The sequence below is a fragment of the Brevundimonas sp. GCM10030266 genome, assembly GCF_042666595.1.
Taxonomy (GTDB): Bacteria; Pseudomonadota; Alphaproteobacteria; order Caulobacterales; family Caulobacteraceae; genus Brevundimonas.
The window spans coordinates 389,605-410,731 of sequence record NZ_JBHTCY010000004.1 but is presented as its reverse complement, the minus strand read 5'-3'; the positions used below and the strand labels follow the sequence as shown (position 1 = coordinate 410,731).

21 protein-coding genes are annotated in these 21,127 nt (G+C 69.0%); 11 read left to right on the top strand and 10 right to left on the bottom strand.

All coding sequences use genetic code 11. The features are described 5' to 3' along the window. Positions 1 to 45 precede the first annotated feature (45 nt). Positions 46 to 294, bottom strand: a complete 249-nt coding sequence (locus ACFQQC_RS14325) for a hypothetical protein (RefSeq protein ID WP_376863120.1) — start codon at positions 292 to 294, stop codon at positions 46 to 48. Positions 295 to 349: 55 nt separating this feature from the next. Beyond that, entirely contained in the window at positions 350 to 1,027 is a 678-nt protein-coding gene (locus ACFQQC_RS14320; RefSeq protein ID WP_376863118.1) for a chromosomal replication initiator DnaA, read from the bottom strand. A 575-nt stretch (positions 1,028 to 1,602) separates the two neighbouring features. Between ACFQQC_RS14320 and aspS the strand changes: the two genes are divergently transcribed. After that, positions 1,603 to 3,435 carry an aspartate--tRNA ligase gene (gene aspS, locus ACFQQC_RS14315; RefSeq protein ID WP_376863117.1) on the top strand — a complete coding sequence of 611 codons (1,833 nt, stop codon included), beginning with the start codon at positions 1,603 to 1,605 and terminating at the stop codon, positions 3,433 to 3,435. Between the two features lie 66 nt (positions 3,436 to 3,501). Here the strand turns inward: aspS and ACFQQC_RS14310 are convergent, their stop codons facing one another. The 3 genes from ACFQQC_RS14310 to ACFQQC_RS14300 all read right to left on the bottom strand — a co-directional run bounded on the left by ACFQQC_RS14310 (position 3,502) and on the right by ACFQQC_RS14300 (position 7,436). Next, complete coding sequence (locus ACFQQC_RS14310) at positions 3,502 to 4,416, bottom strand: pentapeptide repeat-containing protein (protein WP_376863116.1); 915 nt, start codon at positions 4,414 to 4,416, stop codon at positions 3,502 to 3,504. A 63-nt stretch (positions 4,417 to 4,479) separates the two neighbouring features. Beyond that, complete coding sequence (locus ACFQQC_RS14305) at positions 4,480 to 4,965, bottom strand: pentapeptide repeat-containing protein (protein ID WP_376863115.1); 486 nt, start codon at positions 4,963 to 4,965, stop codon at positions 4,480 to 4,482. 53 nt (positions 4,966 to 5,018) lie between these two features. Then, positions 5,019 to 7,436: a TSCPD domain-containing protein gene (locus tag ACFQQC_RS14300; protein ID WP_376863114.1), complete on the bottom strand. Its 2,418-nt coding sequence runs from the start codon at positions 7,434 to 7,436 to the stop codon at positions 5,019 to 5,021. A gap of 216 nt (positions 7,437 to 7,652) precedes the next feature. Between ACFQQC_RS14300 and ACFQQC_RS14295 the strand changes: the two genes are divergently transcribed. Further along, entirely contained in the window at positions 7,653 to 8,045 is a 393-nt protein-coding gene (locus ACFQQC_RS14295; RefSeq protein ID WP_376863113.1) for an NADH:ubiquinone oxidoreductase subunit NDUFA12, read from the top strand. After that, positions 8,042 to 8,695 (top strand): DUF2155 domain-containing protein, encoded by a 654-nt coding sequence (locus tag ACFQQC_RS14290; RefSeq protein WP_376863112.1) that lies wholly within the window; start codon positions 8,042 to 8,044, stop codon positions 8,693 to 8,695. The genes ACFQQC_RS14295 and ACFQQC_RS14290 overlap by 4 nt, the downstream gene beginning before the upstream one ends. Here the strand turns inward: ACFQQC_RS14290 and aat are convergent. The 4 genes from aat to ACFQQC_RS14270 are packed head-to-tail and all read right to left on the bottom strand — an operon-like array spanning position 8,662 to position 11,703. After that, entirely contained in the window at positions 8,662 to 9,357 is a 696-nt protein-coding gene (gene aat / locus ACFQQC_RS14285; RefSeq protein WP_376863110.1) for a leucyl/phenylalanyl-tRNA--protein transferase, read from the bottom strand. The genes ACFQQC_RS14290 and aat overlap by 34 nt on opposite strands. Positions 9,358 to 9,363: 6 nt before the next feature. Next, positions 9,364 to 10,716, bottom strand: coding sequence for an acetyl-CoA carboxylase biotin carboxylase subunit (accC, locus tag ACFQQC_RS14280; RefSeq protein ID WP_376863109.1), 1,353 nt, complete (start codon positions 10,714 to 10,716; stop codon positions 9,364 to 9,366). Positions 10,717 to 10,720: 4 nt separating this feature from the next. Then, on the bottom strand, positions 10,721 to 11,215 hold the full coding sequence (gene accB, locus ACFQQC_RS14275) for an acetyl-CoA carboxylase biotin carboxyl carrier protein (protein ID WP_376863108.1): 495 nt from the start codon (positions 11,213 to 11,215) through the stop codon (positions 10,721 to 10,723). Between the two features lie 20 nt (positions 11,216 to 11,235). After that, positions 11,236 to 11,703, bottom strand: a complete 468-nt coding sequence (locus ACFQQC_RS14270; protein WP_376863107.1) for a type II 3-dehydroquinate dehydratase — start codon at positions 11,701 to 11,703, stop codon at positions 11,236 to 11,238. Positions 11,704 to 11,802: 99 nt separating this feature from the next. On the opposite strand from ACFQQC_RS14270, the gene thiS reads away from it, so the two are divergent. Further along, positions 11,803 to 12,000, top strand: coding sequence for a sulfur carrier protein ThiS (gene thiS, locus ACFQQC_RS14265; RefSeq protein ID WP_331045993.1), 198 nt, complete (start codon positions 11,803 to 11,805; stop codon positions 11,998 to 12,000). Positions 12,001 to 12,006: 6 nt separating this feature from the next. Here thiS and ACFQQC_RS14260 read toward each other — a convergent pair whose 3' ends face one another. After that, entirely contained in the window at positions 12,007 to 13,413 is a 1,407-nt protein-coding gene (locus ACFQQC_RS14260; protein ID WP_376863106.1) for a VWA domain-containing protein, read from the bottom strand. A gap of 220 nt (positions 13,414 to 13,633) precedes the next feature. On the opposite strand from ACFQQC_RS14260, the gene ACFQQC_RS14255 reads away from it, so the two are divergent. The 7 genes from ACFQQC_RS14255 (at position 13,634) to ACFQQC_RS14225 (ending at position 21,029) form a co-directional block, all read left to right on the top strand. Next, positions 13,634 to 16,051, top strand: coding sequence for a membrane-bound PQQ-dependent dehydrogenase, glucose/quinate/shikimate family (locus tag ACFQQC_RS14255; protein ID WP_376863105.1), 2,418 nt, complete (start codon positions 13,634 to 13,636; stop codon positions 16,049 to 16,051). A gap of 39 nt (positions 16,052 to 16,090) precedes the next feature. Beyond that, positions 16,091 to 16,891, top strand: coding sequence for a thiazole synthase (locus tag ACFQQC_RS14250; protein WP_376863104.1), 801 nt, complete (start codon positions 16,091 to 16,093; stop codon positions 16,889 to 16,891). Positions 16,892 to 16,999: 108 nt separating this feature from the next. Then, a complete protein-coding gene (locus ACFQQC_RS14245) occupies positions 17,000 to 17,344 on the top strand; it encodes a hypothetical protein (protein WP_376863103.1) in 345 nt (114 codons plus the stop codon). Positions 17,345 to 17,664: 320 nt separating this feature from the next. After that, the gene (gene serS, locus ACFQQC_RS14240) at positions 17,665 to 18,951 is read left to right on the top strand and encodes a serine--tRNA ligase (protein WP_376863102.1); all 1,287 of its coding nucleotides are present in this window, start codon (positions 17,665 to 17,667) and stop codon (positions 18,949 to 18,951) included. 153 nt (positions 18,952 to 19,104) lie between these two features. Then, on the top strand, positions 19,105 to 19,503 hold the full coding sequence (locus ACFQQC_RS14235; protein WP_376863101.1) for a hypothetical protein: 399 nt from the start codon (positions 19,105 to 19,107) through the stop codon (positions 19,501 to 19,503). 93 nt (positions 19,504 to 19,596) lie between these two features. Further along, on the top strand, positions 19,597 to 20,388 hold the full coding sequence (gene surE / locus ACFQQC_RS14230; protein ID WP_376863100.1) for a 5'/3'-nucleotidase SurE: 792 nt from the start codon (positions 19,597 to 19,599) through the stop codon (positions 20,386 to 20,388). Then, on the top strand, positions 20,385 to 21,029 hold the full coding sequence (locus ACFQQC_RS14225; protein WP_376863099.1) for a protein-L-isoaspartate(D-aspartate) O-methyltransferase: 645 nt from the start codon (positions 20,385 to 20,387) through the stop codon (positions 21,027 to 21,029). Before surE ends, ACFQQC_RS14225 begins: the two co-directional genes overlap by 4 nt. Positions 21,030 to 21,127 lie beyond the last annotated feature (98 nt).

Sequence of the window (21,127 nt, the reverse complement as noted above, 5' to 3'; positions counted from 1 at the left end):
GCGCTCTCCAGCGCCTCCCGCGCCTGCGCCCGCGTGAGCACCTGATCAGAGGCAAGCGCCGTAGACGCCGCACACGAACGCGAGGGACCAGCCTAACACGACGACACCGACAGCGGGCAGGTACAGGGCGGCGATCAGAAGCCTCGCCAGGCGGCTGACCGGCAGCAGGGCCACGCCGCAACAGCCGACCAGAACAGCCAGGACAAGGGCGACGTAGTCCGCCTCGTAGGGGAGCCCCGGCACAAGGCGTCGCAGGACGAGATAGCCCGTGTACAGGGCGACCGGACTTGCCATCACAGCGAGGGCGAACCAGCCTCGGGCGGCAGGGCGTTTCCGCGTCGGCGCTCCGCTACTCAAACAACTCACCGCTCTCATCCCCGCCTTCCAGCGCCTCTCGCGCCAGCGCACGCGTCACCGGCCGGTGCAGGGCGTCCAGACGTTCCGCCACGGCCTCCGCCGCCGCCGCTGATCGGTCGATGCGGCGCAGCAGATAGGGGATGACGTCCTTGGCCGGGCGGATGCCGCGTTCGGCGAAGCGGGCTTCCAGCATCGCGGCCAGCACCGCGTCGTCCGGCGCCTCGACCGGCACGCTGATCACCGCGTCCAGCCGCGAGCGCAGGTCCGGCAGCTCGACCGCCCAGGCAGACGGGGCAGGGCGCGAGATCATCAGCATGGCCCCGCCGGGAAGCTGGGCCAGGTTGATCAGGTGGAACAGGGTCTCGTCGTCGGCGTCCATGGCCCGGTCCAGCAGGACGGGACGGCCCTCGATCTCCATCGGGTCGATCAGGGCCGCCTCCGCACCGTGGAAGGCGACGGCGCCGACCCGTTCAGCCCACATCTGGCCCAGTCGGCTCTTGCCGCTGCCCGCCGGGCCGCAGATGGCCATGACCCCGCCGATCAGATTGGGCCAGTCGGCCAGCGCCTCGACCGCCGCCTGATTACAATCGGACACGACAAACGGTCCCTCGGGCAGGTCGCTCTGGAGGGGCAGACGCATCTGGTCAAAGGCGGGCAGGCGGCTCGTCATCCCGTTCACCATAGCAGATGCGGCGCTGTGGCGATTGTGCGGCGGCGTTCGTCCGTGGACGGAACGGCAGGGACTGTGGATCGACGCGATACTCCCGACACCTTCCAACCCTGCCAGATCGTGTCGTGTGACGCTGCCATCCCTGTGTCTCTCCCACTGCTATCGTCATCCCGGCGAAGGCCGGGACCCAGCGGCGCCGCGACGGCGGCGAAACACTGAGGATCGAAAGTCCGGCGCCGGCGCTCCCGGCAGCTTCGCGCTCCCGCGCGCCGCTGGGTCCCGGATCGCGCGCCCGCTTGGCGAGCGCTTGTCCGGGATGACGATAGCAGAAAGCGAGTACGTCCATTTCTGACGCACCGGCATGCCATCCTGCCGTTCACGGTCTTTGACATCCCAATCCACGCCCGCCCGATGTGTCGGGAGTCTCGACATGGCAGGGTTTCGGCATTTTTCGGACGGCAGGGTTCGGCGCCCTCCGGAACCCGCCCGCACCTTGACTTTCAGGGGGGATAATGCGCCTTTCCGCCCCTCCCGAATTCCGCCCTTCGTGGGCCCGAATCCAGAACGAACCGACCATGCACGCCTATCGCACCCACACCTGCGGCGCCCTCCGTTCCTCGGACGCCGGCGCCAATGTCCGCCTGTCGGGCTGGGTGCACCGCAAGCGCGACCTCGGCGGCCTGCTGTTCGTCGATCTGCGCGACCACTACGGCATCACCCAGCTGGTGCTGCACCCGTCGACCCCGGGCTTCGCCATCGTCGAGCGCCTGCGCGCCGAGAGCGTCATCAAGATCGACGGTGAGGCCGTCATGCGCGACGCCTCGACCGTGAACCCGCTGCTGCCGACCGGCGAAGTGGAAGTCCGCGTGGCCGGGCTCGAGGTCCTGTCGGAAGCCGCCGAACTGCCGATGCCGGTCTTCGGCGATCAGGAGTACCCGGAGGAAATCCGCCTCGCCAACCGCTTCCTCGACCTGCGTCGCGAGCGTCTGCACAAGAACATCGTCCTGCGCTCGAAGGTGATCTCCTCGATCCGCCAGCGCATGGTCGGCCAGGGCTTCCTGGAGTACCAGACCCCGATCCTGACGGCTTCGTCGCCGGAAGGCGCGCGCGACTTCCTGGTCCCGTCGCGCATGCACCCGGGCAAGTTCTACGCCCTCCCGCAGGCCCCGCAGCAGTTCAAGCAACTGCTCATGGTCTCGGGCTTCGACCGCTATTTCCAGATCGCGCCCTGCTTCCGCGATGAAGACCTGCGCGCCGACCGTTCGCTGGAGTTCTACCAGCTCGACGTCGAGATGAGCTTCGTCACCCAGGAAGACGTCTTCGCCGCCATCGAGCCCGTCATGCACGGCGTGTTCGAGGAGTTCGCCGAGGGCAAGCCGGTGTCGCCGATCAACGGCAAGCACACCTTCACCAACGACTTCGGCGAGCAGTTCGAGCACGGCGGCTTCGAGCGCCTGACCTTCGCCCAGTCGATGGCCTGGTACGGCACCGACAAGCCGGACACCCGCAACCCGATCAAGATGCAGGTCGTCTCGGACCATTTCCGCGACGGCGGCTTCGGCCTGTTCAACAAGATCCTCGCGGCGGACGACAAGAACGCCGTGTGGGCCATCCCGGCCCCGACCGGCGGCTCGCGCGCCTTCTGCGACCGCATGAACTCCTGGGCCCAGGGCGAAGGCCAGCCGGGCCTCGGCTACATCTTCTGGTCAGATGACCAGAACGCCTGGGGCGGCCCGATCGCCAAGAACCTTGGTCAGGAGCCGACCGAGGCCCTGATGACCGCGCTGGGTCTGGGCAAGGGCGACGCCGCCTTCTTCGTCGCCGGCAACCCGGGCGTCTTCGCCAAATTCGCCGGTCTGGCCCGCACGCGCGTCGGCACGGAGCTGAAGCTGGTCGACGAGAACCAGTTCAAATTCTGCTGGATCGTCGACTTCCCGATGTTCGAATGGTCGGAAGAAGAGAAGAAGGTCGACTTCTCGCACAACCCGTTCTCGATGCCGCAGGGCGGTCTGGAGGCCCTGGAGACCCAGGACCCGCTGACCATCCGCGCCTATCAGTACGACATCGTCTGCAACGGCTATGAGCTGTGCTCGGGCGCGATCCGGAACCACAAGGCCGAGATCATGCTCAAGGCCTTCAACATCGCCGGCTACGACAGCTCGGTCGTCGAGGAGCAGTTCGGCGGCATGCTCAACGCCTTCCGCTACGGCGCCCCGCCGCACGGCGGTCTGGCCCCCGGCATCGACCGCATCGTCATGCTGCTGGCCGGTGAAACCGCCATCCGCGAGGTGATCGCTTTCCCGCTGAACCAGCAGGGCGAAGACCTGCTGATGAACGCCCCGACCGAGGCGCAGGAGCGTCAGTTGAAGGACGTGCACATCCGCACGGCCCTGCCGATCAAGGTGTGATTATTGCCGTAAGGCTTTGATCAAAAACAAAAGGCCCTCGTCTGTGACGGGGGCCTTTTTGCTGGCTCAGTGGCCGCTTGCGATGACGAGATTTCGGACCCGCGGCGGAACCGGAGGCGCGGGCGGGGCCGGCGCGGGGCGCGGGGCAGGGGCGGCCCGCGCGCCGCTCAGACCCCGGCAGGTGCGGGCGCTCAGGTTCCCTGGCAGCCGGGTGTTGGCGTCGCCGCAGGCCCGGCCGACCTGATCCTGCGTCAGGCCGCGGGCGGCGGACAGGTCCGCCCCCCGGATATCGGCCCGGTTCATTTCCGCCTCGTCGAAATTGGCCCCCGCGAACTGGCCGCCGGTCAGCCGGGCGCCGTTCATCTCGCTGTGGCTGAAGTTGGCGTTGCGGAAGTCGCCGTTCGACAGGTTGGACATGCCGATCTCGGCGGCGCTGAAATTGGCGTTGCCGGCGCTGACATTGGCCAGGGTGGCGGCGTTCAGCTCGGCGCCGCTGAAGTTGGCGCCGGAGAGCACCGCGCCGTTCATATTGGCGCCGTTCAGCTCGGCCCCGCTCAGGCTGGCGCGGGCCATGCGGACCCGGACCAGGGTCGCACCCATGGCCGAGACACCGGTCATCTCGGCGTTGGAGAAGTTGGCGCCGGTGAAGTTGGCCCCGACCAGTTCCGCGCCGGACAGGTTGGCCCGCGAGAAGTCGCTGCCCGAGAAGTTCGAGCCCACCAGCTCGGCCCCGCGCAGATTGGCGCCGACCAGGGTGGCGTTGGTGAAGCTGGCGCCGGTGAAGACCGCGCCGGTCAGGTCGCGTCCCGAGAGCTCGCAGCGATTGCAGGAGCCGCCCAGGGACACCATCCGGGCCACGTCGCCGCGTTCCTGGAACTGGATCGAAACCTCGGCCGCCGCCGGAACCGCGACGCAAAGGGCCAGACCGGCGGCGCCGGTGGCCAGGACGCGACGGAAGAAGGGGCGGGCGATCTGTTTCACGAGACCTTCATGCCGCCAATCCCCGGGGAACCCTACTTAAATCGACGTAACGTCAGTGGCGGATCAGCAGCGACGAATGGACAGGCCGCGCGGCAGCTTGGTCGCCTCGTCCCCGCAGGCCTGATTGAGGCGGGCCTGCGTCAGGCCGGTCGCGCGCTCAAGCGACGCGCCGGAGAAGTTGGCGCCGGTCAGGGTCGCGCCGCCGAAGGCCGAGCCGTCCAGATAGGCGCCGACGAAGCTGGCGTTGGTCAGGTCCGCGCCCGAGAAGTTCGAGCTGGAGAAGACGCCGCCATAGGCTTCCACATCGCGCAGGTCGGCGTTGGCGAAGCGGGTCCGGTTCATCACCGACAGGCTCAGGTCGGCCTGACGCAGCCGCGCGCCGGTCAGGTTCAGCCCGTTGCGCTCCAGTCCCGACAGGCCCGCCTGGAACAGGTTGCAGCCGGGGCAGCTGGCGCCGCGCTGGACGCTGGCGATCTGCCCGGCGTTCTGGGCCATGGCGGGGGCGGCGAGGGCGACCGCGACAACGGCGGCAGTCAGGAACAGCTTCATCTCAGGCTCCGGCGCTCAGGTGAGCGGCCGCAAGCCTGACAGCAATTCGTTGATTAACCCTGCATGGACGGCGCTGCGCCGCAGGTGTCGCACACCCAGCCGCCGCCGCGCTCCTGCAGGGCCAGGTCGCCACAGGCCGGGCAGGCGGTGGCCTCGGTGTTGGCCACGGACGGCGGGGGTGCGGCGTCCTTCTTCTGGCCGAAGGGCAGGACCACCAGATTGTCCGGCGCCGCCCCGCGGGCGAAGCCCTTGGAGATGAACCGCGCGGCCGGGACCGCTTCGGGCGTCTCGCCGACGCCGGCGCCCAAGCCCGAACCCAGCCCGTCGCCCGCCGCCGGCTCGGCGTTGGCCAATTCCTGACGGTCCAGATAGGAGACGCCCAGCTCGCGGAAGATGTAGTCGAGGATCGAGGTCGCCGACCGGATCGAGTCGTTGCCGGTGACACGTCCGGCGGGCTCGAAGCGGGTGAAGACGAAGGCGTCCACAAACTCGTCCAGCGGCACGCCGTATTGAAGTCCGATGGAAATCGCGATGGCGAAGTTGTTCATAAGACTGCGGAAAGCGGCGCCTTCCTTGTGCATGTCGATGAAGATTTCGCCGAGCTCGCCGTCCTCGTACTCCCCGGTGTGGATATAGACCTTGTGGCCGCCCACGGCCGCTTTCTGGATATAGCCCTTGCGGCGATCCGGCAGCTTGCGGCGGGTGCGATCGCGCTCGATGACCTTCTCGACCACCCGCTCCACGGCCTTCACCTCAGGCTCCCGGCGGCGCTCCCGCTCCGGGCTCAGGGCCTCGGGCAGGTCCAGCAGGGGCCCCGACGGCGCGGCCGCCCGCCGCAGGCGCACGGCGCGACGGCCGTCCCGCGCGGCGTCGGCGAGCAGGCGCGTCGCCTGGGCGGACGTGGCGTTCCAGTCGAGCGGCAGGGGCGTCAGGTCGGGCGTGGCGCTGAACGGCTCCAGCGCGCCGCGCAGCGCGGCCTCAAACCCCTCGGGATCGGCCAGAACCTCGGCCAGACCGTCCGGCGCCTCAGCCCAGCCGGACAGGACGCCAGCGCCGAAGGCATAAACCTGCGCGGCATCAATATCTTCCGTCGTGAAGCCGAGATGGTCCAGCAGGTCGAGCTCGCCGTCCGCCTCGACGCCCAGCACGTCGTGCAGGAAGCCGGCGTCCAGAACCGGGGCGCGGAAGGCGTCTTCCAGTCGATCAACCACGGCCAGGGCCAGTTCGATCCCTTCCAGCTCCACCTCGGTGAAGCCGTGACCGCGCAGGGCGGCGTGATCGATCCCCGGCGCCCCGACCAGGGTCCGGCGTCCGAACAGATGGCGCTCGGCGGCCTCGACATCGCCGCCGGCCGCGCGGATGGCCCGGGCCAGCGACGGGCGCAGCCGCGCTTCGGTCTCGGCGTCCGCCGTCTCGAACCGGTCGATCGCCGCCAGCGGCGAGGCGCCCAGCCGCAGCAGGGCTTCCCGGTCATCAACAAACAGGCTCGCGCCGGACGCCGCTTCGGCCAGGATCCGCCCGATCTCGCCGGCGCGGGCCACCGGATCGATCGCGCCTTCGGCCAGCACCAGATCCGCCAGATCGGCCAGCCCGATCGAGAGGGGGGCGCCGTTGATCGACAGGCTCTGCGCCCACAGGGCGGCGAGGTCCGCCAGCGCGGCCTCGAAGCTGTCGCCGGTCAGATCGCGCAGGGCGGTCAGGCTGATCAGCACCCCCGCGCCGCGCGCCGCTTCGGCGATCCGCTCGGCGGTGTCTGGCTCGAAGCCCAGGATCAGATCGCCGTCCAGCGCCCCCTCGGCGGCGAGGACGACCTCCGGCGCGCCCGAGGCGGCGAGCGCGCGGTCGGCCACGGCGACCCATGGCGCCTGCGGGCGCGCGGGCAGGGGGGCGGCCTCGAATGATTCGCCCGCGATGGCCCGCAGGATGTCGGCGTCGGAGGCTCCGGCCCTGCGCGCCGCCAGCGCCACGCGCGCAAGGGCGGGGTTGCGGGCGGGATCTGCGCAGTCGCCGCGCGGTCCTTCACACCGGGTGACAGCCTCGCTAACGGCGGCCAGGGCGGCGGCCACGGCGTCCACGGCCCCGGCCGACAGGCGCACGGCCCGCCGGCGCGCCGTCTCGGCCTGCACCAGCCGTTCGGCGGCCGGGTCGGACAGGTTCAGGGCGTCTCCGCCCGCCACCGCCTGCGGCCTGGCCGGCGTGACCAGTCCCAGACGCAAGGTGGCGGCCAGTTCCGCCGCGATGGGCTCATCCCCCGCCAGTGTCGCCGCGAAAGCGTGGGCGGCCTCGATGATCGGGTCGGCGCCGTCCAGGGACAGCCCCTGTCCAGCGGCCCAGTCCAGCCAGGCCTCGGCGCGGGCGTCAGACCAGTCCTCGGGGGCGATGACCTCGACCAGACGCCCGGCATGCTCGATCTCGCGCGGGGATCGGCGGACGGCGGCGGCAAGGACGGCGAAGCGGAGCTGGGGACGCATGCAGGTCTCTGGGCGGCTCTCAGGGCGGCGTTCGCCGATGCTAACGACGGATCGGGACCGCCTGCAATAAATCTGGTGGACCGCGTAAAGGTTACCCCCAAGATGTTGAGTGCAGATCGCGCTGCGTTCCGCTGGACGGAAGGCCTTGCGGTTTCTATGATCGCGCCGCTGTCGCCGGGGCGTTCCGGCCGACATGAGACGAGTGGAATTCCCGACGTGCTAGGCAGAATCTTCGGTTGGACCAGCGGCGCCACCATCGGCACCTTCTTCACCATCGCCAAGCGTGGCGAGAAGATCGGCACGGACGAGTTCGGCAACACCTACTACCAGTCGAAGGACACCGTCTCCTACGACGGTCGTCGCCGCCGTTGGGTGATCTACAACGGTTACGCCGACGCCTCGAAGGTGCCGCCGGACTGGCACGGCTGGCTGCACTACACCTACGACGAACCGCCAACCGAGCAGCCGCTGCTGCGCCGTGCGTGGGAAAAGGATCACCTGCCGAACCTGACCGGCACGCCGATGGCCTGGCGTCCGCAGGGTTCGCTGAGCGCCGAGGGCCAACGCCCCGCCGCCACCGGCGACTATGAGGCCTGGCGTCCGGAATGAAACCGCGTGGGCTGATCCTCGCAGGGCTGTCGGCCACGGCGATTCTCGCCGGGGGCGCTGTCGTCGCGTCCGCGCTGAACGACGTGCCCCAGGACGCCCGGCCGGTGCAGGACACCACGGCGGAGCTGAACCGCCAGTCGACCCCGCCTGCTGAGCAGGCTCCGGAGGCCGCGCCCGCGCCGGCCGCCCCCATCGCCATCACCGCCCCCGCCATCCCGACGACGCCCGCCGCCGAAACGCCGGCCGAGGAAGAGGCCGACGAGGAAGAGGCTGCGCCGACCGAGGTCGCCGCCGCCGCGCCCGAGCCCTCGACCACGCCCGGTCGCCGCCAGCGTCGCCGCGTCGCCATCGTCGAAGCCATCGACAAGATCACCGCCGAGCGGATGCGCTTCGAGGTCGAGGTCGGCGGACGTCCGGTGCGGTTCAATCAGGCGCTGATCTTCACCGCCCGCGCCTGCGAGGTCTCCGCCTCCGACGAACAGGTCGAGGACGCCATCGCCTATCTGGAAGTCAGCGTGCAGCCGCGCGGGACCACCCAGCAGACGGATCCGCGCCAGATCTTCCGGGGCTGGATGTTCGCCTCGTCGCCGGCCGTCAGCGGCCTGCAACACCCGATCTACGACGCCTGGGTGGTGGGCTGCAGGGCGTAATAGACCGCCTCGGTCCCGGTCATCGGTTCGAACAGTGAACGGGCATTGGGCCTGACCGGCAACGCGGCGGCCAGCCGTCTCAGATAAGCCGGTTGCGGCGTCTCGACCGCGCCGAACTGACTCAGGTGTTCGGTCAGGAACTGGGCGTCCAGCAACCGCCAGCCGCCGCGCTTCAGCCGCGCCACCAGATGCACCAGCGCCACCTTTGAGGCGTCGCGCTCGCGCGTGAACATGCTCTCGCCGAAGAAGGCTCCGCCCAGCGTGACGCCATACAGGCCTCCGACCAGACGCTCCTCGCGCCAGCACTCGATGGAATGGGCGTGGCCCCGCGCCTGCAGTTCCAGATACAGGCTGCGGATCGGGGCGTTGATCCAGGTGTCCTCACGCCCCGGCATGGAGGTGGCGCAGGCGTCCAGAACCGCGTCGAAGGCCGTGCTGACGCGCACCTCGAACGGCTCGCCGCGCACGGTCTTTCTCAGGCGTGTGGGGATGTGGAAGCCGTCCAGCGGGATGACGCCCCGCTGGTCCGGTTCGACGAGGAAGACGCGCGGATCATCACGCGCCTCGCCCATGGGAAAGACGCCCGTCGCGTAGCAGTTCAGCAGTTCGTCCGGGCCGAAACGGCCGGAGGAGGTGCTGGCGCTGAAGCCCGGCTCCTCCACGCGGCCTTACGCTTCGCCCTTCTGGCGCTTCTGCCAGTTTTCCAGCCAGTGGATGTCGTAGTCGCCCGACAGGATGTCCGGCTCGGCCAGCAGCTTCTGGAACAGCGGGATGGTCGTATCGACGCCGCCGACGACCATTTCGCCGAGCGAACGCTTCAGGCGCGCGATGCACTCCTCGCGGTCGCGACCGTGCACGATCAGCTTGCCGATCAGGCTGTCGTAATAGGGCGGGATCGAATAGCCGGCGTAGATGGCGCTATCCAGACGCACGCCCAGACCGCCCGGCGCGTGGAAGTCCGTGACCGTGCCAGGCGACGGGGTGAAGGTCTCGGAGTTCTCGGCGTTGATCCGGCACTCGATGGCGTGGCCTTCGAAGGTCACGTCGTCCTGGGTGAACGACAGCGGCAGACCGGCGGCGATGCGCACCTGTTCGCGGACCAGATCGACGCCCGTGATCATCTCGGTGACCGGGTGTTCGACCTGCAGGCGGGTGTTCATCTCGATGAAGAAGAACTCGCCGTCCTCCCAGAGGAACTCGATGGTGCCGACGCCCAGATAGCCGATGGCGGCGATGGCCTTGTTGACCGTCTCGCCGATCTTCTTGCGACCCTCTGCCGACAGGGCGGGCGAGGGGGCCTCTTCCAGCACCTTCTGGTGACGACGCTGCAGCGAGCAGTCGCGTTCGCCCAGGTGGACGACGTTGCCGTGGCTGTCGGCGATGACCTGGATCTCGATGTGACGCGGCTTCTGGAGGTAGCGCTCCATGTAGACGGCGCCGTTGCCAAAGGCGGCCTTGGCCTCGGTCTGGGCGGTCTGGACCGCTTCGACCAGATCGTCAGCGGTCAGGGCGACCTTCATGCCGCGTCCGCCACCGCCGGCGGCGGCCTTGACGATCAGCGGGAAGCCGATGGACTTCGACGCCTCGATGGCGTCCTCGATAGTCTCGACCTCGCCGTCCGAACCCGGAACGCAGGGGATGCCCGCGGCCAGAACGGTCTGTTTGGCGCTGATCTTGTCGCCCATGACCCGGATGTGCTCGGGCTTCGGCCCGATGAAGGTCATGCCGTGGGCTTCGACGATCTCGGCGAAGCGCGCGTTTTCCGACAGGAAGCCATAGCCCGGGTGGATCGCCTGGGCGCCAGTGATCTCGGCGGCGGCGATGATCGACGGGATGTTCAGATACGACTTGGCGGCCGGGGCCGGGCCGATGCAGACGCTCTCGTCGGCCAGACGCACCCACATGGCGCCGCGATCGGCTTCGGAGTGCACGGCGACGGTGGAGATGCCCATCTCCTTGCACGCGCGGTGAATCCGCAGGGCGATCTCGCCGCGGTTCGCGATCAGGACCTTGCTGAACATGGCTTTACGCCTCAAGCAGGACGAGCGGCTCGCCGAACTCGACCGGCTGGGCGTCGCCGACGAGGACCTCGGCCACCACGCCGTCGCGCGGCGCCTGGATCGGGTTCATCGTCTTCATGGCCTCGACGATCAGCAGGGTCTGGCCCTTCTTCACCTTGTCGCCCGGCTGGACGAACTTCGGCGCTTCCGGCGAGGCCTGCAGATAGGCGGTGCCGACCATCGGCGACTTCACCTCTTCACCCGAGCGGGCGACGATCGTGGCCGGGTCCGAGGCCATGGCGGCCGGAGCGGCGGCGGCGACCGGTGCGGCGGCGACCGGGGCCGGGGCGGCGGCGTAGGCCACCGGCGCGGCCGAAACCGTCACCTCGCGGGCCACGCGGACGCGCAGTTCGCCGCGCTCGACCTCGATCTCGGTCAGGTCGGTGTCGTTCAGGATGTCGGCGAGCTGGCGGACCAGGGTCGCGTCGATGTCGTATTCGTTCTTTTTCGGATCGGCCATGTGGAGCCTCTTGTTGTCCTTTAAACCGAACGGGCCACGGACGGGCTGCGTTCCTGCGCCAGTCCGAGGGCGGCCTTGACCGCAAGTTCGTAACTCATCGGGCCGAAGCCCGAAACCACGCCGGCGGCGATCGCCGACACATAGGTGCGATGCCGGAAGCGCTCGCGCGCCGCCGGATTCGACAGGTGACACTCGACGATCGGAACCGTCAGCGTTTTCAGGGCGTCCAGCAAGGCCACGGAGGTGTGGCCATAGCCGGCGGGATTGATCACAACCGCGTCAGCCTTCTCCCGGGCCTCCTGGACCCAGTCGATCAGTTCGCCCTCGTGATTGGTCTGGCGGAACACCACGGTCGCGCCCGGGGCCGTGCGTTCGCACAGGGCCTGGATGTCCGCCAGCGTCTCGCGTCCGTAGATTTCAGGCTCGCGCACCCCAAGCAGGTTGAGGTTCGGGCCGTTCAGGACGTAGAGGACGGGGCTGTCGGGCATTCGCTCGCAGAGGTGACGTTCCGACGGAATCGGATCGGGCCTTTTAGCTGAGGCGTGGCGTCAGGCAAGCGCGCGCCGCAAGAAGATTGACGCAAGGTCATGCAGATTCAGGTCAACGGCGAGCTTCGCGAGGTCCGGTCGGACACCATCCTGGCCCTGGTGGAGGAGCTGGGGCTGGACGTGCGCAAGGTCGCCGTCGAACGGAATCTGGAGATCGTCCCCAAGTCGCAGCACGCGGTCACCCCCGTCGCCGAGGGCGACCGCATCGAGGTCGTCCAGTTCGTCGGCGGCGGTTGATCCCGCCTATTTCGGCGGGCAGACGCCCCGGTCGTAGGCGCCGACGCGGCGGATGATCTCATTGTCCGTCGGCTCGATCCGGCGGCCCGAGATCTGGCTGTCCAGCACCCGGCGCAGCAGGCTGTCGAGGCGGGTGACGACGTAGCATTTCACCTCGGGCGTGGCGTGCGGATTGCCGATGCCGCTGTCGTCGGTCAGGAACAGATAGCGGCTCTGGGTCGCGGCGGCGGCGGCCCGCATCACGAACTCGGCCCGGTGTCCGACGCCGCTGGCGGCGACGGGGGTGATCTGGATGCGCCGCTCGCGCGCCTCCTGCACCTGCTCCCAGGTGGCGCCGATCCGGTCGTCATGCGGCGGGGCGTCGGCGACCAGCACGATCGAGCGCACGGCGTCGTCCCGCCACGGATAGTCCATCGCCCGCGTCAGGGCCTGATCCATGGCCTCGGGATAGTCGCCGCCGCCGTCGGCCCGCTGGGCCTCCAGCTGGCGCACCAGCTCTCCGACATTGGCGGTGAAGGGGAAGTCGCGCACGACATACTGGTCGCCGTTGTCGCGATAGACGATCAGCCCGATGCGGGTGCTCACACCCGGGTGGCGCTCGGCCAGCGAGGCCATGATCGAGGCGATCTCGCGCTTCAGATACTCCATCTCGTCGCCCATGCTGCCGGTGGCGTCGATCACCATCAGCAGGTCGAAGGCCCGCACAGCGGCGGCGCGGCGGGCGGTGCGGATCTCCACCCGGCTGTCCGGACCGACCGTCAGGCGGCGGGTGGAGCCCTCGACGGTGACATCGGCGGTGCGGCCCAGTCGATCCAGTTGCGGGAACAGGACGACCGTCCCGTCCGCCAGGGTGCGAAGCCGCAGCGGGCCGCCGTCAGGGCGGGAGACGGACACCTCCACAAAAGGCGCCGGACGGCCGTCAGCATCGCGCACCGAGACGGTGATCGCCTGGCGGGTGTCGACCCAGGGCAGGTCGTCTTCGTCCTGATCCTGCAGATAGCGGCCGACATAATCGGCATACCAGGTCGGGTTCAGCAGGTCGTCATAGTCGGCGGCGGTCAGCAGGCCTGCCTGCGCGGCCGGCGGCGTGGCCGGAGGCGTCTCCCGCGGCCCGGGCGTGGCCACGGGCGTCGGCGCGGCGATGCGCGCGTCGCCATACAGTTCGCCGGCTCCTTCCGCCCGGATCCGACTTCCGGTGACGACGACCTCGTCGACCGCGACAGCCTCATCGCTCGCGGCGGGCGGGGGCGGCGGCGGCGGCGGCGGCGGCGGCGGCGGCGGCGGGGGAGGTGGCGGAACCGGGGCCGTGGCGATGGTCGGCGCGGTCGAGGTCGAGCAGCTGATCGTGGTGATCGCGGTCGTGGTCAGCAGGACCGCGATCGCGCTTCTGACGATGAGAGACCGGACACGCATGACGACACTCCTGCACTGACGACTCGGGAGGACAGTCACGCACGTCCGCCGCCCTTTCGAAAACTGACGAAAGGCGCCGGGATTTGTACCGATAACCCCGCGTTTTGTACAAACTAACCCAATGTGAGCACGTATCAGCAACAGGGGTGTTCGCGTACGGAACCGCAAACGGGATGAGGGGTTGCGCTGGCAAATCCACAGTCACGCTGGAGGCGTGCAAATGTCCGTAGAGCGCAAACCCGGAGGCTTCGCGGGAGGCCTGATCATCGCCCTGGGGGTCGTTCTGGCCCTGATCGGTCTCACGCTCACCATAGGCGGCGGCTGGCTGATCAGCCTGGGCGGGTCCTGGTACTATCTGCTCGCCGGATTGGGCCTGCTGGCCAGCGGCGTGCTGTTGATCCGCCGCAGCTTGCTGGGCGCCGTCATCTACATCGGCGTCTTCATCCTGACGGTGCTCTGGGCGCTGTGGGAGGTCGGCATCGATGGTTGGGGGCTGGTGCCCCGCGTCATCGCCCCGGCGGTCCTGCTGATCTTCGTACTGGCCGCCTTGCCCGCGCTCAAGCCGGGACGCGGCAAGGTCTGGGCCGCCGGCGGCGCGGTCGGACTGGTCGCCCTGTTGCTGGTCGGCGGGGTCGCTTCGGCCAATGCCGCAAGGATTCGCGTGAACGGCCCGATCCCGGACGCGCAGCAGGTCGCGTCCAGCGATCCCGACGCCCTCCCGGTCGGCGCCGACTGGCCGGCCTATGGCGGCACCTACCACGCCCAGCGCTATTCGCCCCTGACCCAGATCACCCCGGAGAACGTGGGGCGGCTGGAACGGGTCTGGAGCCTGCACACCGGCGACCTGCCCGGCGACCGGCCTCTGGCCCAGAACAAGTATGCCTCCGAGAACACCCCGCTGAAGATCGGGAACACCCTCTACATCTGCACCGGCAAGAACATGGTGCTGGCGGTGGATGCGGCGACCGGCCGGAACCTGTGGAAGCACGATCCGCAGGTCAGCGATGAGTCGATCCCCTATACGGCCGCCTGTCGGGGCGTCAGCTACTACGTCGTCCCCAACGTCGCGGTGACCGAGCCCTGCGCAACCCGGATCATCTGGGGCACGCTGGACGCCCGCCTGATCGCCGTGGACGCCCGCACCGGCCAGCGCTGCGCCGGCTTCGGCCAGAACGGCCAGGTCAACACGGCCGAGAACATGGGGCCGACGGTGCCCGGCATGATCTCGATCACCTCGGCCCCGACCATCGTGCGCGGGGTGGTGGTGACGGGTCACCAGATCCTTGATGGTCAGCGCCGCAACGCGCCGTCGGGCGTGATCAAGGGCTTTGACGCCGTCACCGGCCAGCTGCGCTGGGCCTGGGACATGCTGCGGCCCGACATCGACACCACGCCGCCGGAAGGCCAGTTCTACAGCCTCGGCACGCCGAACATGTGGACCACGGCCTCGGGCGACGAGCGTCTGGGGCTGGTCTATCTGCCGATGGGCAACTCGGCCGCCGACTATGTCAGCAACAGCCGTCAACCGATCGAGCTGGACTACGCCACCTCGCTGGTGGCGCTGGATGTCACGACCGGCAAGCCGCGCTGGCATTTCCAGACCGTGCGCCACGACGTCTGGGACTATGACCTGGGCTCGCAGGCGACGCTGATCGACTTCCCCGTCAATGGCGGGACCACGCCGGCGCTGATCCTGCCGTCCAAACAGGGCGACATGTATGTGCTGGACCGCGCGACCGGCCGTCCGCTGGTTCCGGTCGTGGACATCCAGGCGCCGGGCGGCGGCGTCGAGCCGCAGATGCGCAGCCCGACCCAGCCGACCAGCCGCTATCACACCCTGCGTCGTCCGGATGATCTGGGCGAGAAGCAGATGTGGGGCATGTCGCCGATCGACCAGATGATCTGCCGCATCCAGTTCCGCAGCGCCTCCTATGACGGCTTCTACACCGCCCCGACGGCGGATCGTCGCTGGATCCAGTATCCGGGCTACAACGGCGGCTCTGACTGGGGCGGCATCGCCATCGACCCGGCGCGCGGCGTGATCGTCGCCAACTACAATGACATGCCCAACTACAACAGGCTGGTCCCGCGCGCGGAAGCCGACCGCAAGGGCTGGGCGCCGCGGGGCGAGGAGGGCGCCCGCAAGGGCGGCGCCGAGGGGGCAGGGGACCCGCAGGCCGGGACCCCCTATGCGGTGGACGTCAACGCCGGCTGGCGCATGCCCTTCACTGGCCTGCTGTGCAAGGAGCCCCCGTACGGCGGCATCCGCGCCATCGACCTGCGCTCGGGCCGGACCCTCTGGGACCGCCCGCTGGGGCAGGCCCTGAAGAACGGACCGTTCGGCATCCCGTCGATGCTGCCCATCGAGATCGGCACCCCGAACAACGGCGGGGCGGTCGTGACGGCGGGCGGGGTGGTCTTCATCGCCGCGGCCACGGATGACCTGATCCGCGCCATCGACCTGCGCACCGGCGAGACCCTGTGGACCGACAAGCTGCCGGGCGGCGGTCAGGCCAATCCGATGGTCTATGAGGTCGGCGGCCGTCAGTTCCTGGTCATCGCACCGGGCGGCCACCACTTCATGGAGACCCCCGTGTCGGATGAAGTGATCGCCTACGCGCTGCCGCAAGGCGCGTAAGGGTTCAAACGACGCCGTTGAAGGCGTAGGGACGGGGGCATGAACGCACATGCCCCCGTTTCCGCCTCCACGAACGACAGCTGGACCGTCGCCGGCCGCACCTTCAACAGCCGCCTGATCGTCGGCACCGGCAAGTATGCGACCTATCAGCAGAACGCCGAGGCGGCCGAGGCCGCGGGGGCCGAGATCGTCACCGTGGCCGTGCGCCGGGTGAATCTGACCGACCCGAACCAGCCCCTGCTGGTCGACTATGTGAAGCCGGACCGCTTCACCTTCCTGCCCAACACCGCCGGCTGCTTCACCGGCGAGGACGCCGTGCGCACCCTGCGGCTGGCGCGCGAGGCCGGCGGCTGGGATCTGGTCAAGCTGGAGGTCCTGTCCGACACCGCCCACCTGTACCCGGACATGGTCGAGACCCTGCGGGCGCTGGACCTGCTGATCAAGGACGGCTTCCAGGTCATGGTCTACTGCACCGACGACGTGGTCATGGCCAAGCGTCTGGAAGACGCCGGCGCCGCCGCCATCATGCCCGCCGCCGCCCCGATCGGCTCGGGTCTGGGCATCCAGAACAAGGTCAATGTCCGCCTGATCATCGAACAGGCCAGGGTGCCGGTTCTGGTCGACGCGGGCGTCGGCACGCCGTCCGACGCCACCCTGGCCATGGAACTGGGCTGCGACGCCGTCCTGATGAACACGGCCATCGCCGGCGCCAACGACCCCATCCTGATGGCTTCAGCGATGAAGCACGCCGTCATTGCCGGACGTCAGGGCTATCTGGCGGGCCGCATGCCGAAGCGGATGTACGCCAGCGCCAGCTCGCCGCTGTCGGGACTGATCTGAGGCCTCGGGCTGACAGCTCACCTCTCCATTCGCCCTCAAGCGAATGGAGAGGACAGACCGGCGCGCATACGTCCAAATCTGACGCACCGGCATGCGATCCTGTCCGGCATGGACCGCGACCGCTTTTCCAGCCAGTGCGCCGATCTTCGGGAGAAGCATCGCTTCGCCCTGACGCAGCAGGCCCTCGCCCGTCGTCAGGGCGACACCCGCCGCGTCCGCTCTTTCCATCGTGTGATCGTCAAATACCTGCGCGCCCTGCGTTTCGCGGCCCGCCTCGAGGCCGGCAAGGCGGGGAAATGGGTCTTCGACGACAGCCTGTGCCGGACCCATCCGCACTGTTCGCACCCGAATTTTTCCGGCGCTGCGAAAAATGCGTGCGACGCCTCGCCGCCGCCCGCCGCCCCGGGAACCAACCGCCGCCGCACCTTCCACGAACGGCCCCGACGATGGTGAAGCCGCTCCAGAACCCACATTCGCGCACTGCCTCACCTCCCCATCGCCCCTTCAGGGACGATGCACGCTCTCCCCTTGCTTTCGTCATCCTCCGGCAAGCCGCGCAGCGGCGCAGACCGGGGGACCCAGCGGCGCGCGGGAGCGCGACACTGTCGGGAGCAGAGGCGCGTCAACCTCGGCCTCCAGTATTTCGCCGCCGTCGCGGCGCCGCTGGGTCCCCCGGTCTCGCTGCGCTCGCCGGAGGATGACGACAGCAGGAGGATTTGATCGACTCCCCCCGGCCCGCTAGAGCATCGCTTCCCATCCAAGAGACCAGAGCCATGCACGACATCCGCGCCATCCGTGACAATCCCGCCGCCTTCGTCAGCGGCTGGTCGTCGCGCGGGGTCGAGGAGGCCGACGGGCTGGTCGCCGACCTGCTGCGCCTCGACGGCGAGCTGCGCGCGGCCCAGACGACGGCGCAGGACGGGCTGACGAAGCGCAACGCCGCCTCCAAGCTGATCGGCGCCGCCATGGCGAAGAAGGACATGGCCGAGGCCGACCGCCTGAAGGCCGAGGTCGAGGCGCTCAAGGCTGACATCGCCGCCGCCGAAGTCGTCGAGGCCAACGTCGGCAAGGAGCTGCGCGACCTGCTGGCCGGGCTGAAGAACATCGCCGCCGACGACGTTCCGGACGGCGAGGACGAGGCGGGCAATGTCGAGGTCAGCCGCTGGGGCACGCCCCGCGACGGCGGCCCGGCCAAGGATCACGCCGACCTCGGCGAGGCCCTCGGCCTGCTCGACTTCGAGGCCGCCGCGAAGATGAGTGGCTCGCGTTTCGCCGTCATCAAGGGCCAGCTGGCCCGTCTGGAGCGGGCGGTCGCCCAGTTCATGCTGGACACCCAGACCGACAAGAACGGCTATCTGGAGGTCAACTCGCCCTACATGGTGAAGGCCGAGGCCATGTTCGGCACCGGTCAGCTTCCGAAGTTCGAGGAAGACCTGTTCAAGGCGGGCGAGCACTACCTCATCCCCACCGCCGAAGTCTCCCTGACCAACCTCGTCCGCGAGCAGATCCTGCCCGAGAGCGAGCTGGCCGAGCCGATCCGCATGACCGCCCTGACACCGTGCTTCCGCGCCGAGGCGGGCTCGGCGGGGCGTGACACCCGCGGCCTGATCCGCCAGCACCAGTTCACCAAGGTCGAGTTGGTCTCCGTCACCCGCCCGGAGGACTCCGACGCCGAACACGAGCGGATGGTCGGCTGCGCCGAGGCCATCCTGCAGGCGCTGGAACTGCCCTACCGCAAGATGCTGCTGTGCAAGGGCGACATGGGCTTCTCGGCGCAGAAGACCTACGACCTCGAGGTCTGGCTGCCGTCGCAGAACATGTACCGCGAGATCAGCTCCTGCTCGAACTGCGGCGACTTCCAAGCCCGGCGCATGGACGCCCGCTTCAAGCGCGACGGCGAGAAGAAGACAGAGTTCGTCCACACCCTGAACGGCTCGGGCCTCGCGGTCGGCCGGACCTTGGTGGCCATCATGGAGAACTACCAGCAGGCCGACGGCTCAATCCGCGTGCCGGACGTTCTGGTCCCCTATATGGGCGGCCTGACCTCCGTCGGCGGCTGACCCGCGACCGGGACGGGGAGGGCGTCCGCCGGTCGGCGGCGTCCTGTCAGCGGAGACGGAACGACGGCGTCATCAGGATGTTACGTCGTTCCGGTCCATAAGCCGAAGGCCCTGTCCGGGCTGCCCCGAAAGACTGCCGTAAGGAATACGCCAATGCGCCTGATCGCCCTTGCTCCCGCCGCCCTGCTGCTGGCCCTCGGCGCCTGTGCGACCACGGGCGATAACGTCTCGCCGCCGCCGTCCTGGTTCAACACCTCCGGCCCGGCCTTCGAGGGCTGGGCGAAGGTGGAGGGTGACGAAATCCGCCTGTACGAGACCCGTCACGATCCGGCCCGCGGCTTCCCCAGCGACTGCGTCAGCGCCGCCCTGCCGCGCCCGGCCCAGGAAACCGTCCGCGACGTCTCGGGCCGAAAGGTCCGCGTCACCGGCCGCGCCGTCGCCTGGGCCGACCGTGACGGCGGCGAGACCTGGAACTGGCAGGGCTCGCGCATCGCCAACCTGTGCAGCCGCGACATCATCATCCTGGGCGACCGCATCGAGGTCCTCCAGTAGACCCTGGCCCGCTCGTCCCGCCGGGATCAGCTTGCCGCGTCCCGGATTTTTCGGATGCGCGACGGCCAGGTTCGCTCTAGTCAGAACCGGATCATGAGAATCCTTCTGACCAACGACGACGGCATCGAAGCCGAGGGCCTGGAGTGTCTGGAGCGTATCGCCCGCACCCTGTCCGATGACATCTGGGTCTGCGCGCCCCAGACCGAGCAGTCCGCCAAGGGCCGGGGCATCACCCTGACCGAGCCGCTGCGGGTGAACCGGCTGGGGGACAAGCGGTTCGCGGTGACCGGCACCCCGACCGACTGCGTCATCCTGGCGGTCAACGACCTGATGCCGGAGAAGCCCGATCTGGTGCTGTCCGGCGTCAATCGCGGCCACAATGTCGGCGAGGACGTCAGCTATTCCGGCACCGTCGCCGGCGCCCTGCAGGGCATGGCCTTCGGCATCCGCTCGATCGCCCTGTCCCAGAGCCTCGAGCGCTTCCACGACGAGGTGTCGGCCCACTGGGAGACCGCCGAAGCCTTCGCCCCCGGCATCATCAGCCGCCTGCTGGAGCAGAAATGGGCGCCGGGCGTGGTGATGAACCTGAACTTCCCCAACCGTCCGCCCGAGGCGGTGACCCAGGTCGAGATCACCCGGCAGGGCTTCCGTGACATCGGCGAGATGCACGCCATCCGCCGCACCGACCTGCGCGGCCGCGACTACTACTGGATGAGCTTCCGGGGCGAGAAGCAGGAGCATGCCGAAGGCACCGACCTGCGCGCCATGGACGAGGGCCGCATCTCGGTGACGCCCCTGCACATCGACCTGACCCACATGGCCAGCGTCAATGACCTCAAGAAGGTGCTGGGCGGCGCTCCGCCCAAGGCTGTGGCGGCCGAATGAAGCTGAACGACGACCGCGCCGGCCGACTGATCCTGGGCCTTCGGCAGCAGGGTGTGACCGATCCCCGCGTGCTGACGGCCATGGAGTCGATCGACCGCGCCGTCTTCGTGCACGAGAAATTCCTTGATCAGGCCTGGGAAGACCAGGCCCTGCCGATCGACTGCGCCCAGACCATCAGCCAGCCCTATATCGTCGGCCTGATGACCCAGGCGCTGGACGTGCAGCAGCGTCACCGGGTGCTCGAGATCGGCACCGGCAGCGGCTATCAGGCCGCGGTGCTGAGCCGGCTGGCCCGCTACGTCTATTCCGTCGAGCGCTATCGCAGCCTGCTCACCGAGGCCGAGAACCGGCTGCGCGAACTGGACATCGACAATGTCATCACCCGCCACGGCGACGGCGGCCTCGGCTGGCCCGAGCAGGCGCCGTTCGACCGCATCATGGTCACCGCCGCCGCGCCCGGCGAGCCGACCGAACTGCTGAAGCAACTGAAGCCCGGCGGAGTTCTGGTCTGTCCGGTCGGACGCAGCTCCGTCCAGATGCTGCACCGTTACGTCGGCCAGCCCGACGGCTCCTTCCGCCGCGAGAGCCTGACCGAGGTTCGCTTCGTGCCGCTGGTCGAGGGAACGGCCAAGGAAGGGTAGGGCGCGGGGCGATCTTGCCGCCCGGCAAGCTTTGATTAACCTTCCCGCCCAACTTTGGCGCGGTTTTCCGGGTCAGGTCGGCCCACAGGACGGGCGCT

Bases quoted from the DNA above. Each gene is read 5' to 3' on its own strand.
- ACFQQC_RS14245 (WP_376863103.1), top strand. From the start codon at position 17,000: ATGGACCGCGACCGCTTTTCCAGCCAGTGCGCCGATCTTCGGGAGAAG.
- ACFQQC_RS14325 (WP_376863120.1), bottom strand. From the start codon at position 294: ATGGCAAGTCCGGTCGCCCTGTACACGGGCTATCTCGTCCTGCGACGC.
- surE (WP_376863100.1), top strand. From the start codon at position 19,597: ATGAGAATCCTTCTGACCAACGACGACGGCATCGAAGCCGAGGGCCTG.
- accC (WP_376863109.1), bottom strand. From the start codon at position 10,716: ATGTTCAGCAAGGTCCTGATCGCGAACCGCGGCGAGATCGCCCTGCGG.
- ACFQQC_RS14250 (WP_376863104.1), top strand. From the start codon at position 16,091: ATGAACGCACATGCCCCCGTTTCCGCCTCCACGAACGACAGCTGGACC.
- ACFQQC_RS14270 (WP_376863107.1), bottom strand. From the start codon at position 11,703: ATGCCCGACAGCCCCGTCCTCTACGTCCTGAACGGCCCGAACCTCAAC.
- ACFQQC_RS14260 (WP_376863106.1), bottom strand. From the start codon at position 13,413: ATGCGTGTCCGGTCTCTCATCGTCAGAAGCGCGATCGCGGTCCTGCTG.
- accB (WP_376863108.1), bottom strand. From the start codon at position 11,215: ATGGCCGATCCGAAAAAGAACGAATACGACATCGACGCGACCCTGGTC.
- ACFQQC_RS14225 (WP_376863099.1), top strand. From the start codon at position 20,385: ATGAAGCTGAACGACGACCGCGCCGGCCGACTGATCCTGGGCCTTCGG.
- ACFQQC_RS14300 (WP_376863114.1), bottom strand. From the start codon at position 7,436: ATGCGTCCCCAGCTCCGCTTCGCCGTCCTTGCCGCCGCCGTCCGCCGA.
- ACFQQC_RS14320 (WP_376863118.1), bottom strand. From the start codon at position 1,027: ATGACGAGCCGCCTGCCCGCCTTTGACCAGATGCGTCTGCCCCTCCAG.
- ACFQQC_RS14235 (WP_376863101.1), top strand. From the start codon at position 19,105: ATGCGCCTGATCGCCCTTGCTCCCGCCGCCCTGCTGCTGGCCCTCGGC.
- ACFQQC_RS14290 (WP_376863112.1), top strand. From the start codon at position 8,042: ATGAAACCGCGTGGGCTGATCCTCGCAGGGCTGTCGGCCACGGCGATT.
- thiS (WP_331045993.1), top strand. From the start codon at position 11,803: ATGCAGATTCAGGTCAACGGCGAGCTTCGCGAGGTCCGGTCGGACACC.
- ACFQQC_RS14305 (WP_376863115.1), bottom strand. From the start codon at position 4,965: ATGAAGCTGTTCCTGACTGCCGCCGTTGTCGCGGTCGCCCTCGCCGCC.
- aspS (WP_376863117.1), top strand. From the start codon at position 1,603: ATGCACGCCTATCGCACCCACACCTGCGGCGCCCTCCGTTCCTCGGAC.
- serS (WP_376863102.1), top strand. From the start codon at position 17,665: ATGCACGACATCCGCGCCATCCGTGACAATCCCGCCGCCTTCGTCAGC.
- ACFQQC_RS14255 (WP_376863105.1), top strand. From the start codon at position 13,634: ATGTCCGTAGAGCGCAAACCCGGAGGCTTCGCGGGAGGCCTGATCATC.